This window comes from Cellulosimicrobium sp. KWT-B (genome assembly GCF_002127155.1).
GTDB classification, from domain to species: Bacteria; Actinomycetota; Actinomycetes; order Actinomycetales; family Cellulomonadaceae; genus Cellulosimicrobium; species Cellulosimicrobium funkei.
The window spans coordinates 312,414-327,639 of the sequence record NZ_NEDO01000004.1 but is presented as its reverse complement, the minus strand read 5'-3'; the positions used below and the strand labels follow the sequence as shown (position 1 = coordinate 327,639).

The window sequence follows — 15,226 nt, the reverse complement described above, 5'->3', positions numbered from 1 at the left end:
CGGGACGCGCCCGCGGGACGTCGTGCGGGCGAGATGCGAGAGGTGGCCCCTGATCCGGCGGGACCAGGGGCCACTTCTCACCTCTCGGCGGGTGCTACGCGGCGCTCGGGAACGGGACCCCCGTGGTCGCGTGGCAGCGGTAGCCGTTCGGGTTCTTGTCGAGGTACTGCTGGTGGTAGTCCTCGGCGTAGTAGAACGGCCCGGCCTCGGCCGCGGGGCGCATCTCCGTCGTCACCGGGTCGTACCCCTTGGTCTCGAGCACCGCGGAGTAGCGCGCCGCCGTCTCACGGACGGCCCGCTCCTGCTCGGGCGTCGTCCAGTACACGGCGGACCGGTACTGGGTGCCGACGTCGTTGCCCTGGCGGTAGCCCTGCGTCGGGTCGTGGCGCTCCCAGAAGATCTTGAGCAGCTCCTCCTCGGAGACCTTCGTCGGGTCGTACGCGACGAGCGCCGTCTCGGTGTGGCCGGTGCGCGCGGTGCACGCCTCCTCGTAGGTGGGGTTCGGCGTCGTGCCGCCCATGTAGCCGACGGCGGTGCTCACCACCCCGGGGACCTGCCAGAAGATCTCCTCGGCGCCCCAGAAGCAGCCCATCGCCAGGTAGAGCACGCGCGTGCCCTCGGGCCACGGGCCGGTGATCGAGGTGCCGAGCACGGTGTGGGGACGCGGCGCCTGCAGCACGGGCGACTGACGCCCGGGCAGCGCGTCCTCCGGGGCGATCATCGTCGTCTTGCCGGACGAGCCGAAGATCGCGTCGAAGATCGAGTTCATCGCTTACCTCCTGAGGTGCCCGGACGACCGGGGCGCTGGCCCACGACGCATCGTCCTGGCACGGGGTAGAACGCGGCGGGGGCGGTCGGTGTTCCGCGGACGTGCCGCGACCGAGAGGGTCGAGGGAGGCGTCCGGCCCGAGCCTCTCACGGGACGATCGAGTCGATGTACCCGCCGTCGACGCGCACCGCGGCGCCGGTCGTCGCCGACGCCAGCGGCGACGCGAGGTAGGCGACCATGTGGGCGATCTCCTCCGGCTCGATGAGGCGCTGGAGCAGCGACTGCGGGCGGTGCTCGCGCATGAACACGCGCTGCGCCTCGTCCCACGGCAGGTCGTCGCCGACGAGCTCGCGCGCGAACGCCTCCACCCCGCCCGTGTGCGTGGGCCCGGCGAGCACGCTGTTCACCGTGACGCCCGTGCCCGCCGCGGCCTTGGCGAACCCGCGCGAGACGCCGAGCAGCGCCGTCTTCGTCACGCCGTAGTGGATCATCTCGGCCGGGATCACGACTGCCGAGTCGCTCCCGACGAACTGCACCCGGCCCCAGCCGCGCTCCGTCATCCCCGGCAGGTACGCGCGCGTGAGCCGCACGCCCGCGAGGACGTTCACCTCGAAGTAACGGCGCCACGTGGCGTCGTCGATCGCGAGCGGGTCCGCGCTCGAGAAGATGCCGAGGTTGTTCACCAGCACGTCGACGTGCGGCACGGCGTCGAGCACGGCCGCCGTCCCCTCGTCGGTCGCGAGGTCCGCGGCCACGCCCAGCACGTCCGCCCCGGGCACGTGCTCGCGCACGTCCGCGGCGGCCCGCTGCGCCGTCTCCTCGGAGCGCCCGTTGACGACGACCGCCGCGCCGCACGCCGCGAGCGTGCGCGCGATCGCGAGCCCGATGCCCTGCGCCGAGCCGGTGACGAGCGCCCTCCTGCCGTCCAGGTCGATCCTCATGCGCGGGCTCCTTCCGGGTCGTCGGACGACGGTCGCCGCCCGCCTCCCTACCGTGCCCCGCGGCGGTCGCGGCCGCCACCGCCCCCGCCACGGCCGCCGCCGAGCAGTCGGTCCTGGCTCGTCCGGGCCGTGGGACGGACCAGGACCGCCTGCTCGGCGCAGGGGGTGCGCCTAGGCTGGTCGGGTGACAACCTCGAGCGAGCACCCCGACTGGACCACCACCGGCTTCTCCACGCGTGCGATCCACGCGGGCCAGGACCCGGACGCGACGACCGGCGCCGTCGTGCCGCCGATCCACCAGGTCTCGACGTACAAGCAGGACGGCGTCGGCGGGCTGCGCGGCGGCTACGAGTACTCGCGCTCCGCGAACCCGACGCGCACCGCCCTGGAGGAGGCGCTCGCGGCCGCGGAGTCCGGCGGCCTGCGCCCGACGGCGGACGGCTCGCCCGCCGCGCGCGGGTTCGCCTTCGCGTCCGGCCTCGCCGCCGAGGACACGCTGCTGCGCGCCGTCGTGCGCCCCGGGGACCACGTCATCGTGCCCGACGACGCGTACGGCGGCACCTACCGCCTCATCGCCCGCGTGTTCGGGCCGTGGGGCGTCGAGCACACGCCCGTCGACCTCACGGACGTCGAGGCCGTGCGCGCCGCCGTGCGTCCCGAGACGCGCGTCGTCTGGGTCGAGACCCCGACGAACCCGCTGCTCGGCGTGAGCGACGTCGCGGCGCTCGCGGGCGTCGCGCACGACGCCGGGGCGCTGCTCGTCGTCGACAACACCTTCGCGACCCCCTACCTCCAGCAGCCGCTCGCGCTGGGGGCGGACGTCGTCGTGCACTCGACCACGAAGTACGTCGGGGGCCACAGCGACGTCGTCGGGGGAGCGCTCGTCGTGGCGACGGGCGCGCAGCTCCCCGGCGGGCTCGCGTCGCCCGCGGGCGGCACGGACGTCGCGGGGGCGGTGGGCTTCCACCAGAACGCGTCGGGCGCCGTCGCCGGGCCGTTCGACGCGTGGCTCACGCTGCGCGGGCTCAAGACGCTCGCGGTGCGCATGGACCGCCACCAGGCGAACGCGGCCGCGGTCGCGGAGTTCCTCGACGCGCACCCGGCCGTGACCGAGGTGATCTACCCGGGCCTCGCGTCGCACCCGGGCCACGAGCTCGCGGCGCGCCAGATGTCCGGGTTCGGCGGCATGGTCTCGTTCCGCGTGGGCAGCGAGGCCAAGGCGCTCGACGTGTGCGCGCGCACGCGGGTCTTCACGCTCGCGGAGTCGTTGGGCGGGGTCGAGTCGCTCGTCGAGCACCCCGGCCGCATGACGCACGGCTCCGTCGCGGGCACGGCGCTCGAGGTCCCCGACGACCTCGTCCGGCTGTCCGTCGGCATCGAGGACGTCGAGGACCTCCTCGCCGACCTCGGGCAGGCGCTCGCCTGACGGGGAGATCCTGCGCACACCGCGCGGGCTCGCCGTGCGCAGGGGCGCGCGGCGGGGGCCGCTCCCCTAGGGTTGCGCTGTGAGCGCGCAGACGGACCAGCACCGCACCCCCGACCCGCTTCCTCCCGCGCGTCCCGGCGCAGCGGCCGTGCCCGACGCCGTGCGCTCGGCCGCCGCGTGGTCGTGGCGCCTGCTGCTCATCGGCGCGGCGATCGCGGCCGGGCTGTGGGTCGTGACGCAGCTCAAGGTGATCGTCGTGCCGATCGCGGTGGCGCTGCTGCTCACCGTGCTCCTCACGCCGGTCCAGCGGTTCTTCCGGCGGCACCTGCGCATGTCGCGCGGCCTCGCGTCGGGCGCCGCGCTCATCGCGCTCATCGTCGTGGTCGCGGGGCTCATCGCCATCGCGGGGCAGCAGATCGTCAGCGGCTTCCAGGACCTGCGCGACCAGGCCGTCGAGGGCTTCGAGCAGTTCACGAACTGGCTCGCCGACGGCCCCCTCGGCCTCGACTCCACCACGCTCTCGCACTGGCTCGACCAGGCGGGGACCGCGGTCTCCGAGAACCAGGACTCGATCGTCTCGGGCGCGCTGGGCGCGGCGACGACCATCGGCCACGTGCTCGCCGGGGCCCTCATCGCCCTGTTCTGCACGTTCTTCTTCCTGCTCGACGGCCGCTCGATCTGGTCATGGGTCGTGGGGCTGCTCCCGATGCGCGCCCGCGACCGCGTGCACCAGGCCGGCCGTCGCGGCATCGTGACGCTCGCCGCGTACACGCGCACCCAGATCCTCGTCGCCGCCGTCGACGCGGTCGGCATCGGCGTCGGCGCCGCGTTCTTCGTGCCGTCGCTCGCGCTGCCGCTCGGCATCCTCGTCTTCGTCGGGTCGTTCATCCCGATCGTCGGTGCCATCGTCACCGGGTCCATCGCGGTGCTCGTCGTGCTCGTCGCGCAGGGCTGGGTGCAGGCGCTCGTCATGCTCGGCATCGTGCTGCTCGTGCAGCAGATCGAGGGCCACATCCTCCAGCCCTTCCTCATGGGGCACGCGGTCTCGCTGCACCCCGTCGCCGTCCTGCTCGTCGTCGCGGCGGGCAGCTTCGCCGCGGGCATCGTCGGCGCGCTGTTCGCGGTCCCGATCGCCGCGGTGCTCAACACGGTGGTGCTCTACCTGCACGGCCACGACAAGTTCCCCGAGCTCGGCACCGACGACCGCGTCGTCGTGCGCGGCAGCCCGCAGCCGCCCGTCATCGCGCGCGCCGAGTCCGACCTCGACGACACGGGCGCCCGCCGCCCCGGTCGCCGGGCGCACGACGCCGGCGGCTCGGCGGTCGTCGAGACGCAGGACGCCGGCGTCGCCGACGCACCGGGCGAGGGCACGCCGGGAGAGGCGCGGTGACCTCGGGTCCCGTGCCCGTCCCGCTCGACGACGTCCGCGACGCCGCCCGCCTGCTCGACGGCGTCGCGTACCGCACACCGGTCCACACCACCCGGGCGATCAGCGAGGCGGCGGGCGTCCGGGTCCTGCTCAAGTGCGAGAACCTCCAGCGCGCGGGGTCGTTCAAGGTCCGCGGCGCCTACGTGCGCATGGCGCGCCTGAGCGCCGACGAGAAGGCGCGCGGCGTCGTCGCGGCGAGCGCGGGCAACCACGCGCAGGGCGTCGCGTTCGCTGCGGGACTGCTCGGCATCCGGGCCGTCGTGTACATGCCGGTCGACGCCGCGCTCCCGAAGGTCGCGGCGACGCGCCAGTACGGTGCCGAGGTCCGGCTCGTCGGCGCCGACGTGGACGAGACGCTCGCCGCCGCGCGCGCCGAGGCCGACCGCACGGGCGCCGTCTTCATCCACCCGTTCGACCACCCCGACGTCGTCGCGGGCCAAGCGACCATCGCGCTCGAGATCCTCGAGCAGGTGCCCGACGTCCGGACCGTCGTCGCCCCGCTCGGCGGCGGCGGGCTCGTCGCCGGGCTCGCCGCGGCGTTCGCGCAGGCCGCGCCGCACGTGCGCGTCATCGGGGTGCAGGCGGAGCGCGCCGCCGCCTACCCGGGCTCGCTCGCCGCAGGAGAGCCGACGACGGCCCGGCTCGCCGGGACGATGGCCGACGGCATCGCGGTCGGGACCCCGGGAGCGGTGCCGTTCGGGATCGTCGCGCACCACGGCGTCGAGGTGCGCACCGTGACCGAGGAGGAGATCTCCCGGTCGCTCCTCATGGTCGCCGAGCGCGCGAAGCTGCTCGTGGAGCCCGCCGCCGCGACCGGCGTCGCGGCCCTCCTGTCCGGGACGGCCGCGGTCGACGCGGGCGCGGCGGACCCGGTCGAGGGACCGGTCGTCGTCGTGCTGTCCGGGGGCAACGTCGACCCGCTCGTGCTGCTGCGGGTCGTGCGGCACGGCCTCGCCGCCGCGGGCCGGTACATCCAGCTCCAGGTGCTGCTCGACGACCGCCCCGGCGCCCTCGCGCGCATGCTCGAGGCGATCGCGGCGAGGCGCGGCAACATCATGCACATCGACCACGACCGCACGGACGTGGGCCTCGCGATCGGCGAGGCGTGGGTGCGCATGCAGGTCGAGACCAAGGGCCCCGAGCACTGCGACGAGCTCGTCGCGCACCTGCGCTCCGCGGGCTACCGCGTCGAGCGCAGCGACGGCGGGTCGCCGCGGGTCTGACGAGACATGAGAAGCGAGAAGTGGCCCCTCCGACACGTGTCGGAGGGGCCACTTCTCACGTCTCGCCCGGCGAAGTGCGGCCGCCGGGGGGCGCGTCAGCCCTCGAAGGGCTTCGCGGCGGTGATCTTCACGGCGATCTCGTTGCCGTTCGGAGCGGTGTAGCTGGTCTCGTCGCCGACGGTCTTGCCGTCGATCGCGGCACCGAGCGGGGACGTCGGCGAGTACACGTCGAGGTCCGTCGTGCCGGCGATCTCGCGCGAGCCGAGGAGGAACGTCATCTCGTCGCCCGCGACGACGGCCGTGACGACCATGCCGGCCTCGACCTTGCCGTCGTCCGGCGGCGTGCCGATGCGCACGTTGCGCAGCTTCTCGGTGAGCTCGCGGATGCGGGCCTCGTTCTTGGCCTGCTCCTCGCGGGCGGCGTGGTAGCCGCCGTTCTCCTTGAGGTCGCCCTCGTCACGGGCGGCGGCGATGCGCTCCGCGATCTCGGTGCGGCCCTCGCCGGACAGGTGGGCGAGCTCGGCCTGCAGCCTGTCGTGCGCCTCCTGGGTCAGCCAGGTGACGGTGGTGTCGGTCACGGTTCGCTCCTTCCTTTCCATGGTTCGACGGTCGCGCCGGGCACGGCCGTGCAGAGACGGGCAGCCGGGGCGCGTGCTCACGCGAGCGCCTGCCTGCCCGGGTCGGTGACGCTGCCCGGGTGGCAGCGCGGAGGACTGGTTCCCGCCGGACCGCCGGGTCGCCCGGTGGTCGGTCGCCTGTCACGAGCACCGGCCGCGGGCCGCACGCGGTCGGGTGCGGGAATCCCTCAGGATAGCAAAGCACGAGGTGCCGACGGCGCGGGGCGGGGCGGCCCCGGCGCGGCCCGGGGCCGCGGCACGCCGCGTCGCGAGGGCCGGAGTCCCGACGGAGGAGTCCGGGAGCCGGGCGCCACGACGGTCCGGGGACTCGACGACCCGGCGGCAGGTTCGCGCGGCAGTCGCGCGGCCGGGCGGCACGACGGCCGGGCGGCTCAGGGGGCCGGGCGGCAGGACTGGACGATCCCCGTCGTGGCGAGCTCCGACGTCGCGACGCTCACCGTGTAGCGCGACTCCGTGACCTCGACGGGACCGACCGTGACGTCGACCGTGCCGACCTGCGCGTAGCTCTCGGCGAGCGCGTCGAGGGTGCACGTCGCCGTCGTGCCGGGGTCCATGTACACCTCGAACGTGACGTCCACGCGCTCCGGGCTGACGACGGTGTACCCGAAGTCCTTGTAGCGCACCGGCTCGTTCGCGTAGCGCAGCCCGATGACGAACGTGACGGCGAGCCCGACGACCGCGACGAGCACGATCCCGACGACCGCCAGGCGCCGACGCCGCTCGGTGGGCTCGGGCCCGTACCGGCCCGCCGGAGGGCGCAGGGGCGTGCTCGGGCTCGGCTGCGGGGCGGTGGTCTCGTTCGTCATGGTGCGGTCCCGTGGTCGGTGCCGCCGCGCCCCGGTCGCTGGCCCGGCGGGTGCCGGCGGTGGCCGGCGGTTCGTCAGGTGTGGGCGCGGTGGTGGATCATGTCCTCGACCCATCTTCGCAGAGCCCCGGCCCTCGTCGTGCACCCACGGCGTCCTGTGCCGCGTCCCAGGCCGCGCGAGGAGACGTACGACGCACCCGGGAGGACCAGTGGCCGAACCCGCGGCCGGATCGACCACCCACCGCGAGCAGCCGGAGACGCTCCGTCTCCTGGCCGTGCACGCCCACCCCGACGACGAGTCGAGCAAGGGCGCCGCGACGACGGCGCGCTACGCGGCCGAGGGCGTGGACGTGCTCGTCGCCACGTGCACCGGGGGCGAGCGCGGCGACATCCTCAACCCGAGCTTCGGCGAGGGCCCGGCGGACATCGAGGGCATGCGTGCCCTGCGCCGCGTCGAGATGGCCGCCGCGGCGCGCGCGCTCGGCGTCCGGCAGCAGTGGCTCGGGTTCGTCGACTCGGGGCTGCCCGAGGGGGACCCGCTGCCGCCGCTGCCCGAGGGCTCGTTCGGTCTCGTGCCGCTCGAGGAGGCGGCCGCGCCGCTGGTCGAGCTCGTGCGCGAGTTCCGTCCGCACGTCGTCACGACGTACGACCCGTCGGGCGGCTACCCGCACCCGGACCACGTCATGTGCCACCGCGTCGCGTTCGAGGCGTTCCACGCCGCGGGCGACCCGGAGCGCTACCGCCGGGAGGGCGGCGCGGCGCCCTGGTCGCCGCTCAAGCTGTACTACAACCACGACTTCTCGATGAACCGTATCCGCACGCTCCACGAGGCGATGCAGGGCGCGGGCCTGGAGTCGCCGTTCGGCGACTGGGTCGAGTCGCGGTCCGCGCGGGAGATCCCCGAGCGCGAGGTCACGACGCGCGTCCACGTGGCGCGCTACTACGCCCAGCGCGACGCGGCGCTCATCGCGCACGCGTCGCAGATCGACCCGGAGGGCTTCTTCTTCGCGATCCCGCGCGACCTCGAGGTCGACGTGTGGCCGTTCGAGGAGTTCGAGCTCGCGGAGTCGCGCGTCCCGACGGACCTGCCGGAGGACGACCTGTTCGCCGGCGTGCGGGAGCTCGTCGCGGGCGAGGAGGTGGCCTCGTGAGCGCGGCACCCTTCCTCGACGTGCCGACGCTCGCGGGCGGCCCGGGCTGGGCGGCGGACGTCGTCGCGGAGACCGCGACGCCGAGCCCGTCGGACGACCCGCTGCGCGAGGACCTGGACCCGAACGACGTGTCGCCCGGCCTCGCCGGGTTCCTCGCGATCTTCGCCGTGGCGCTCGCGACCGTGGCCCTGTTCTTCGGGCTCTCGCGCCAGCTCCGACGCATGCGGCACAACGCCGAGACCCAGGGGATCGGCCCGGACGGCCCGGTCGACGCGACCGCCCCGGAGACCCCCGACGGCTCCGCGACCGCCGGCTCCGCACCGGACGGCTCCGCGACCGCCGGCTCCGGACCGGACGGCTCCGCGTCCGACAGCGCCGCGTCCGACGGCGCCGCGTCCGACGGCGCCGCGCCGGACAGCTCCACGTCCGGCGGCACCCGCGACGGGCGCCGCCCGGCCGGAAGCGGCCCGGAGCGGCAGGGCTGACCGTGGCGACCGGCGCTCGCGTCACGATCGGGCAGCTCGAGGTCTCGGCCGACCACGCCGCGAACCTCGTGACCGTCGGCGCGGCGTTCCGGGAGGCGGCGCGCGTGCGCGCCGACCTGCTGGTGCTGCCGGAGTACGCCGCGGCGTTCGACCCGCGCGGCACCGGCGCGGAGCACGCGGAGCCGCTGGACGGGCCGTTCGTCGGCACGCTGCGCCGGCTCGCGCGCGAGCACGGTGTCGCGGTCGTGGCGGGGACCCTCGTGCCGGGCAGCGCGCCCGGCCGGGCGGTCAACGTCGTCGTGGCGGTGGACGCCGCGGGCGACCTCGTGGGCACGTACCGCAAGGTGCACCTCTACGACGCCTTCGGTCACCGCGAGTCGGACCGGCTCGACGCGGGGGACCCGGCCGCGCCCCCGCTCGTGCTGCGCGTCGGCGACCTGACGTTCGGCGTGATGACCTGCTACGACCTGCGCTTCCCGGAGAGCGCGCGGCGCCTCGTGGACGCGGGCGCCGAGGTGCTGGTGGTGCCGGCCGCCTGGGCGGCGGGCGAGCTCAAGGCGGACCAGTGGCGCACCCTCGCGCGGGCCCGCGCGATCGAGAACACCGCCGTCGTGCTCGCCGTGGGCCAGGCGGGCCGGGGCGTGACCGGGCGCTCCCTGCTCGTCGGCCCCGACGGCCAGGTGGGGCTGGAGCTCGGCGAGCGCGCGGAGCTGCGCAGCGCGGACCTCGACCCGGCCGCGCTGGCCGCGGTGCGCGAGCGCAACCCGTCGCTCGCGAACCGGCGCTACGCCGTCGTCCCGAAGGACTGAGCCGACGCGGGGCGCCCGGGTGGGCGCTCCGCGCGACGGGCGCTCAGCGCGCGGCGAGCGCCGCGACGAGGATCGCGGCGTAGTGGCACCCGTAGCCGACGACCGTGAGCACGTGGAAGATCTCGTGGAAGCCGAACCAGCGCGGGCTGGGGTTGGGCTTCTTGATGCCGTAGACGACGGCGCCCAGCGTGTAGGCGAGGCCGCCGACGGCGACGAGCCAGACGATCGCCGGGCCGTTCGTCGTCGTCCAGAACTGGGGCATGTAGCCCACCGCGACCCACCCGAGCGCGACGTAGATGGGCACGTACACCCACCGCGGGGCGTCGAGCCACAGGATCCGGGCGAGGAGGCCGAGCAGGGCCCCGCTCCACACGATCGCGAGCAGGATCGTCGCGGTCCGCTGGGGGAGCAGGAGCACGGCGAGGGGCGTGTAGGTGCCCGCGATGATGAGGAAGATGTTCGAGTGGTCGGCGCGTCGCAGCACGCCGGCGACGCGCGGCGACCACGTGCCGCGGTGGTAGACCGCGCTCGTGCCGAACAGCAGGCACGCGCTGAGGCCGAAGACGGCGCACGCGACCTTGCCCGCCACGGGCGGCGCGACGAGCACGAGCACGATGCTCGCGACGAGGGCGACGGGGAACGTCCCCGCGTGGATCCAGCCCCGCAGGCGCGGCTTGACGACCTCGGCGACCTTCGCGACGGCGTCGCCCACGTTCTCGCGGACGGACTCGAGCGCGTCGGTGCCGGGTGCATGCGCGGGGTCCGGGTCGGCGGGCGGGGCGCTCGGGGTGCGGTCGCGGTCGGTCGGTCGGTCCACGACGTCTCCTCGGTGGTGTGTCCGGGCACGGAAAGAGGCCGGCGCGGGGCTCCCACACCAACCTACGCCATCGTAAGTTACGCCAACGTAGGTTTGCGACCCGTCCCCGCCCCGCGGTGTGAAGATCCTGGGCAGGGGCGTGCGGAGCGGTCCGAGCCTGCCGGACCGGGCACGGACGAGCGGTAGCGTGTGCGGGTTCGGCCCGAGCGCCCCGCACCGGGGCGTGCCCGCCGGGCGTCCCCGTCCGCCCATCGCCGAGGAACCAGCGTGCGCCTGCCCCGCCCCGTCTACGGACTCTACGAGCGTCGCCTCGCGGCGACCCTCTCGCGCGAGAGCGTCCCGCGCCACGTGGGCGTCATCCTCGACGGCAACCGGCGGTGGGCGCGCTCGTTCGGGGAGTCGACGGCGACCGGGCACCGCCGGGGCGCCGACAAGATCACGGAGTTCCTGGGCTGGAGCGAGGACCTCGGCGTCGAGGTCGTCACGCTGTGGATGCTCTCGACCGACAACCTGTCGCGCTCGCAGGAGGAGCTGTCGGCGCTGCTCGACATCATCGAGGACGCCGTGCGCGACCTCGCCGAGACGGGCCGCTGGCGCCTGCGGGTCATGGGTCGGCTCGACCTGCTGCCCGAGCGGCTCACGGCGGCGCTGCGCGACGCCCAGCAGCGCACGGCCGCCGTCGACGGGCTCCAGGTCAACGTCGCGATCGGCTACGGCGGGCGCCACGAGATCGCCGACGCCGTGCGGTCGTACCTGCGCGAGCAGGCCGCCGCGGGCGCGCGCCTGCAGGACCTCGCGGAGAACCTCGATGTCGAGCACATCGAGGAGCACCTCTACACCAAGGGCCAGCCGGACCCGGAGCTCGTCATCCGCACGTCGGGCGAGCAGCGCCTCGGCGGCTTCCTGCTGTGGCAGAGCGCGCACTCGGAGTTCTACTTCTGCGAGGCGTACTGGCCCGACTTCCGTCGCGTCGACTACCTGCGCGCGCTGCGCGCGTACTCGCAGCGCGAACGCCGCCTGGGCCGCTGACCGGCCACCCGACGGGTAGGGTCGATGCGAACGCATCGACCGAGCCGTCCGGGGGCGACATGACGCAGCACCACGCCGACGACGCGGGCCCCGGGCCGGGCCCCGGGAGCGCGCGCCTCGCCGTCGAGACGTGGGAGTCCCTCTTCCGGGCCCAGGTCGCGATCATGCGGCGGCTGCAGTCCGACCCGGTCTGGGACGGCCTGACCCTGCGCGAGTACGACGTGCTGTTCTCGCTGACGAAGGGCCCCGAGGACGGGATGCGGCTGCGCGACCTCAACGCGTACATCCTGCTCAGCCAGCCCTCGCTGAGCCGCATGGTGGACCGGCTCGCGGCGCGCGGCCTCGTCGAGCGGGCGACCCCGCCGGACGACGCGCGGGGCACGCTCGTCCGGCTCACCCCGGCGGGCCGGGACCTCCAGCGCACGACCGGCCGTGCGCACGCGCGGGCCATCGCGACGTACGTGGGCGGCGCGCTCGACGACACCGACCTCGCCATGCTCGGCGAGCTGCTCGAGCGCCTGCGCGCCGCGCAGCCGGACATCCCGGACGCCGCGCCGGGACGCGCGGCGGGCGCCCCTGGCGCCTGAGCGCGCGCCCACGGACGACGCGGTCGGGCCGCCTCGGTACCGGCCTCGCGGGCTCGGCGCTGTGGCGCGGAACACGTCCGGTCCGTCCCCTCCGCTACGGGCCGTCGCGCGTCGGCCTGCCTAGGATGCGAGCGTGTCCTCAACGCCGAGCACCACCCCGAACCCCGTCCCCGGGCCCCGCGCCGACGGCCCGCTGCGCGTCGTCGTCGCGCCCGACTCGTTCAAGGGCAGCCTGAGCGCCGCCGACGTCGCGCACGCCGTCGCGACGGGCGTGCGCAGCGTCGTCCCCGACGCGGAGGTCGTCGAGCTCCCCATGGCCGACGGCGGCGAGGGCACGCTCGAGGCGCTGCTCGCCGTGTGGGGCGTCCCGGCCCGGGAGGTCTCCACGGTCGACGCGATCGGCCGTCCCCGCACCGCGCGGTACGGAGTCTCGGCCGACGGCCGCCTCGGCGTGGTCGAGCTCGCCGAGGCGAGCGGGCTGCCCCAGGTGAGCGACGTCGCGCTCCAGCCCCTGCACGCGCACACCCGCGGAACGGGCGCCGCGGCGGCCGCCGTGCTCGACGCGGGCGTCGACGAGGTGATCGTGTGCCTCGGCGGCTCGGCGTCCACCGACGGCGGCGCGGGCATCCTCACCGGCCTCGGCGCGCGGCTCCTCGACGCCGACGCCGCGCCCGTGCCCGACGGCGGGGAGGGCCTCGCGCGCGTCGCGCGGCTCGACCTGTCCGGCCTGCACCCGCGGGCGCGCGAGGTTCGCTGGCGCCTCGCGGTCGACGTCACCAACCCCCTGCACGGCGAGCGGGGCGCGGCGCACGTGTTCGGGCCGCAGAAGGGCGCCCAGCCGGCGGACGTGGCGTTCCTCGACGACGCGCTGCGGCGCTGGGCGGGAGTCCTCGCGCAGGAGACCGGCGTCGACGTGGCGGAGCTCGCGGGTGCGGGCGCCGCGGGCGGCGTGCCCGCGGGCATGGTCGGCGTCCTCGGCGCCGAGCTCGAGCCGGGCGCGCGCCTCGTCGCCGAGGCGGTCGGGCTGCCCGCTGCCATCCGCTCTGCCGACCTCGTCGTCACGGGCGAGGGGTCGTTCGACTCGCAGTCCGTCAACGGGAAGGTCGCGGACGCGATGGGCGCCCTCGCGGCGGAGGCACCGCACCGGCCTCCGGTCGTCGTGCTCGCGGGCCGGGTGCTGCTGCCCGCCCACCAGGCGCGCGAGGCGGGGATCGCTGCGGCGTTCAGCATCGCGCCCGGGCCCATCGCGCTCGACGAGCTGCTCGACCGCACGGCGTCCCGCCTCGTCGACCTCGCGGCGACCGTCACGAGCCTGCACGTCGCGTCGCGGCGCTGACCGGCGCGTCCCCCGGCCGCCGCCCTCGGCCGGCTCCCGGGGGACGGTGCCGCCGTCAGCGCTTCGGCCAGCCCCACGCGGGCTGGTCGAGGAGCCCCTCGCGCCCGGCGACCGTCGTCTCGCCGAACGGTGACCGTACGAGCTCGACCTCCACGAGCTCGTCCGCGCCGGGCAGGTCCGCCGGGCCCGACGCGGCGGCGTCGCGCAGCGCCTCGACGAGCGGCGGCGCGTGCGTGACGACCACGACCTGCGTCTCGCGGCCCGCCGCGTGCACGAGCGCGCCGAGCGCGGGCAGGAGGTCGGGGTGCAGGCTCGTCTCCGGCTCGTTGAGCACGAGGAGCTCGGGCGGTCGCGGCGAGAGCAGCGCGGCGACGAGGAACAGGTAGCGCAGCGTCCCGTCGCTGAGCTCGGCGCCGGTGAGCGGCCGGAGCAGCCCGTCCTGGTGGAAGGCGACCTCGAACCGGCCGTCGTCGGCGTGCACCGCGAGCCGGCTGCCGGGGAAGGCGCGGGCGACGGCGTCGTCCAGCTCGTCGCCGCGCCCCAGGTCGCGCACGGTCTCGAGCGCCGCGGCGAGGTCCGCGCCGTCGTGCGCGAGGACGGGCGTGCGGGTGCCGAGCTGCGGCGAGCGCGCCGGGGCGTCGGCGTCGGTGCGCAGCTGGTCGTAGAAGCGCCACGACCGCAGGCGCTCGCGCACCGCGACGACCTCCGGCGCGCCCACCGGGTCGACGAGCTCGGTGAGCACGCTGTCGAAGGGCCGCAGGCGTGCGGGCGAGGACTGCCAGCGGCCGGCGTCGTCGCGGATGCGGACGGCCGGTCCGCGTCGCTCGACCTGGAGCGTCGCGGGCCGCGGGACGGGCCCCGACCAGACGGTCTCGACCTTGATCTCCGGGTCGAGGGCGAACGCCGAGCCCGGGTGCTGCGGCAGGCCGAGGTCCACCGCGTAGCCCAGGTCGTCCGGCGTGGCCCCCGCGAACCCGAGGCGCAGCGCGACGGGCGCCGTCCGACGCGTGCCCTGGACCGCGCCGCCCGCGCGCGCGGCCCGACCGCCCTGCTCGGGCCCGGCCCAGAGCGTCGACCGCAGGCCGCCCTCCCGGGCCACCGCGCCGACGGCGCCGCCGAGCGCGCACCCGGACAGCAGACGCAGCGCGCGGTACAGGCTCGACTTGCCCGTCCCGTTCGCCCCGGTCACGACCGTGAGCCGCCCGAGCGGCAGCACGAGGCTCCGCAGCGAGCGGTAGCCCTCCACCGCGATCGTCGCGAGCATCGGTCACCTCCTGCCCGGCACGCTACGCGCCGGGTCCCACGCGGCGGCGTGGGCCCCGGCGCGGTGCGCGGCGAGGCGGCGTCGGGCCGCGTGGCGCGTCAGTCGGTGATCGCGAACGCGTCGATCTCGACGAGCATCTCCTCGCGCGGCAGACCCGTGAACACCGTGGTGCGGCTGGGGAGCACGCCCTTCGTGGTGTGCTGCGCGACGAACGCGCCGTAGGCGTCGTTCATGATCGGGAAGTCCTCGCGCTTCGTGAGGTACACGCGGAGCATGACGACGTCGTCGAACGTGGCGCCGGACGCCTCGACGATCGCGCGCACGTTCTCGAGCGTGCGCGTGGTCTGCGCCGCGACGTCGCCGGGGTAGAGGTACTCGTTCGTCGCCGGGTCGACGGGCCCCTGGCCCGAGACCTGGACGAACGGTCCCTTGCGCACGCCCTGGTGGAACGTGTGCGCGGGGGCCGGGGCGTCGGGGGTGGAGATCGCGGTCTTCTCGGTGGTCATGCGGGGTCCTC

16 protein-coding genes are annotated in these 15,226 nt (G+C 75.6%); 9 read left to right on the top strand and 7 right to left on the bottom strand.

The features are described 5' to 3' along the window. Positions 1-94: 94 nt before the first annotated feature. On the bottom strand, positions 95-769 hold the full coding sequence (gene msrA, locus B9L22_RS14205) for a peptide-methionine (S)-S-oxide reductase MsrA (RefSeq protein ID WP_086150865.1): 675 nt from the start codon (positions 767-769) through the stop codon (positions 95-97). 146 nt (positions 770-915) lie between these two features. After that, positions 916-1,710, bottom strand: a complete 795-nt coding sequence (locus B9L22_RS14200) for an SDR family NAD(P)-dependent oxidoreductase (protein WP_085387482.1) — start codon at positions 1,708-1,710, stop codon at positions 916-918. Between the two features lie 184 nt (positions 1,711-1,894). Between B9L22_RS14200 and B9L22_RS14195 the strand changes: the two genes are divergently transcribed. The 3 genes from B9L22_RS14195 to ilvA all read left to right on the top strand — a co-directional run bounded on the left by B9L22_RS14195 (position 1,895) and on the right by ilvA (position 5,788). Continuing rightward, a complete protein-coding gene (locus tag B9L22_RS14195) occupies positions 1,895-3,136 on the top strand; it encodes a cystathionine gamma-synthase (protein ID WP_086150864.1) in 1,242 nt (413 codons plus the stop codon). A 79-nt stretch (positions 3,137-3,215) separates the two neighbouring features. Further along, the gene (locus B9L22_RS14190; RefSeq protein ID WP_086150863.1) at positions 3,216-4,526 is read left to right on the top strand and encodes an AI-2E family transporter; all 1,311 of its coding nucleotides are present in this window, start codon (positions 3,216-3,218) and stop codon (positions 4,524-4,526) included. Then, positions 4,523-5,788 (top strand): threonine ammonia-lyase, encoded by a 1,266-nt coding sequence (ilvA, locus tag B9L22_RS14185; RefSeq protein WP_085387484.1) that lies wholly within the window; start codon positions 4,523-4,525, stop codon positions 5,786-5,788. The genes B9L22_RS14190 and ilvA overlap by 4 nt, the downstream gene beginning before the upstream one ends. A 95-nt stretch (positions 5,789-5,883) precedes the next feature. Here ilvA and greA read toward each other — a convergent pair whose 3' ends face one another. Then, positions 5,884-6,366: a transcription elongation factor GreA gene (gene greA, locus B9L22_RS14180; RefSeq protein ID WP_021483866.1), complete on the bottom strand. Its 483-nt coding sequence runs from the start codon at positions 6,364-6,366 to the stop codon at positions 5,884-5,886. A 431-nt stretch (positions 6,367-6,797) separates the two neighbouring features. Then, positions 6,798-7,232, bottom strand: coding sequence for a DUF4307 domain-containing protein (locus B9L22_RS14175; protein WP_051876692.1), 435 nt, complete (start codon positions 7,230-7,232; stop codon positions 6,798-6,800). A 208-nt stretch (positions 7,233-7,440) separates the two neighbouring features. Here B9L22_RS14175 and mca point away from each other — a divergent pair, with 208 nt between their 5' ends. The 3 genes from mca to B9L22_RS14160 are packed head-to-tail and all read left to right on the top strand — an operon-like array spanning position 7,441 to position 9,676. Continuing rightward, positions 7,441-8,382, top strand: a complete 942-nt coding sequence (gene mca / locus B9L22_RS14170) for a mycothiol conjugate amidase Mca (protein WP_051028194.1) — start codon at positions 7,441-7,443, stop codon at positions 8,380-8,382. Continuing rightward, positions 8,379-8,867 (top strand): hypothetical protein, encoded by a 489-nt coding sequence (locus B9L22_RS14165; protein WP_086150862.1) that lies wholly within the window; start codon positions 8,379-8,381, stop codon positions 8,865-8,867. Before mca ends, B9L22_RS14165 begins: the two co-directional genes overlap by 4 nt. 2 nt (positions 8,868-8,869) lie before the next feature. Beyond that, positions 8,870-9,676, top strand: a complete 807-nt coding sequence (locus B9L22_RS14160) for a carbon-nitrogen hydrolase family protein (RefSeq protein ID WP_233140138.1) — start codon at positions 8,870-8,872, stop codon at positions 9,674-9,676. Positions 9,677-9,719: 43 nt separating this feature from the next. Here the strand turns inward: B9L22_RS14160 and B9L22_RS14155 are convergent, their stop codons facing one another. Continuing rightward, the gene (locus B9L22_RS14155) at positions 9,720-10,493 is read right to left on the bottom strand and encodes a hemolysin III family protein (RefSeq protein ID WP_369824840.1); all 774 of its coding nucleotides are present in this window, start codon (positions 10,491-10,493) and stop codon (positions 9,720-9,722) included. Between the two features lie 267 nt (positions 10,494-10,760). Between B9L22_RS14155 and B9L22_RS14150 the strand changes: the two genes are divergently transcribed. The 3 genes from B9L22_RS14150 to B9L22_RS14140 all read left to right on the top strand — a co-directional run bounded on the left by B9L22_RS14150 (position 10,761) and on the right by B9L22_RS14140 (position 13,445). Next, positions 10,761-11,522, top strand: coding sequence for an isoprenyl transferase (locus B9L22_RS14150; RefSeq protein WP_043655243.1), 762 nt, complete (start codon positions 10,761-10,763; stop codon positions 11,520-11,522). 59 nt (positions 11,523-11,581) lie between these two features. Next, positions 11,582-12,109 (top strand): MarR family winged helix-turn-helix transcriptional regulator, encoded by a 528-nt coding sequence (locus B9L22_RS14145; RefSeq protein WP_086150859.1) that lies wholly within the window; start codon positions 11,582-11,584, stop codon positions 12,107-12,109. A 133-nt stretch (positions 12,110-12,242) separates the two neighbouring features. Beyond that, a complete protein-coding gene (locus B9L22_RS14140) occupies positions 12,243-13,445 on the top strand; it encodes a glycerate kinase (RefSeq protein WP_086150858.1) in 1,203 nt (400 codons plus the stop codon). Between the two features lie 55 nt (positions 13,446-13,500). On the opposite strand, the gene B9L22_RS14135 is transcribed toward B9L22_RS14140, so the two are convergent. Beyond that, positions 13,501-14,709, bottom strand: a complete 1,209-nt coding sequence (locus B9L22_RS14135; RefSeq protein ID WP_086150857.1) for an AAA family ATPase — start codon at positions 14,707-14,709, stop codon at positions 13,501-13,503. Positions 14,710-14,807: 98 nt separating this feature from the next. Continuing rightward, positions 14,808-15,215 carry a RidA family protein gene (locus B9L22_RS14130; RefSeq protein WP_021483739.1) on the bottom strand — a complete coding sequence of 136 codons (408 nt, stop codon included), beginning with the start codon at positions 15,213-15,215 and terminating at the stop codon, positions 14,808-14,810. Positions 15,216-15,226 lie beyond the last annotated feature (11 nt).

Bases quoted from the DNA above. Each gene is read 5' to 3' on its own strand.
- B9L22_RS14130 (WP_021483739.1), bottom strand. From the start codon at position 15,215: ATGACCACCGAGAAGACCGCGATCTCCACCCCCGACGCCCCGGCCCCC.
- B9L22_RS14145 (WP_086150859.1), top strand. From the start codon at position 11,582: ATGACGCAGCACCACGCCGACGACGCGGGCCCCGGGCCGGGCCCCGGG.
- B9L22_RS14135 (WP_086150857.1), bottom strand. From the start codon at position 14,709: ATGCTCGCGACGATCGCGGTGGAGGGCTACCGCTCGCTGCGGAGCCTC.
- B9L22_RS14175 (WP_051876692.1), bottom strand. From the start codon at position 7,232: ATGACGAACGAGACCACCGCCCCGCAGCCGAGCCCGAGCACGCCCCTG.
- msrA (WP_086150865.1), bottom strand. From the start codon at position 769: ATGAACTCGATCTTCGACGCGATCTTCGGCTCGTCCGGCAAGACGACG.
- B9L22_RS14200 (WP_085387482.1), bottom strand. From the start codon at position 1,710: ATGAGGATCGACCTGGACGGCAGGAGGGCGCTCGTCACCGGCTCGGCG.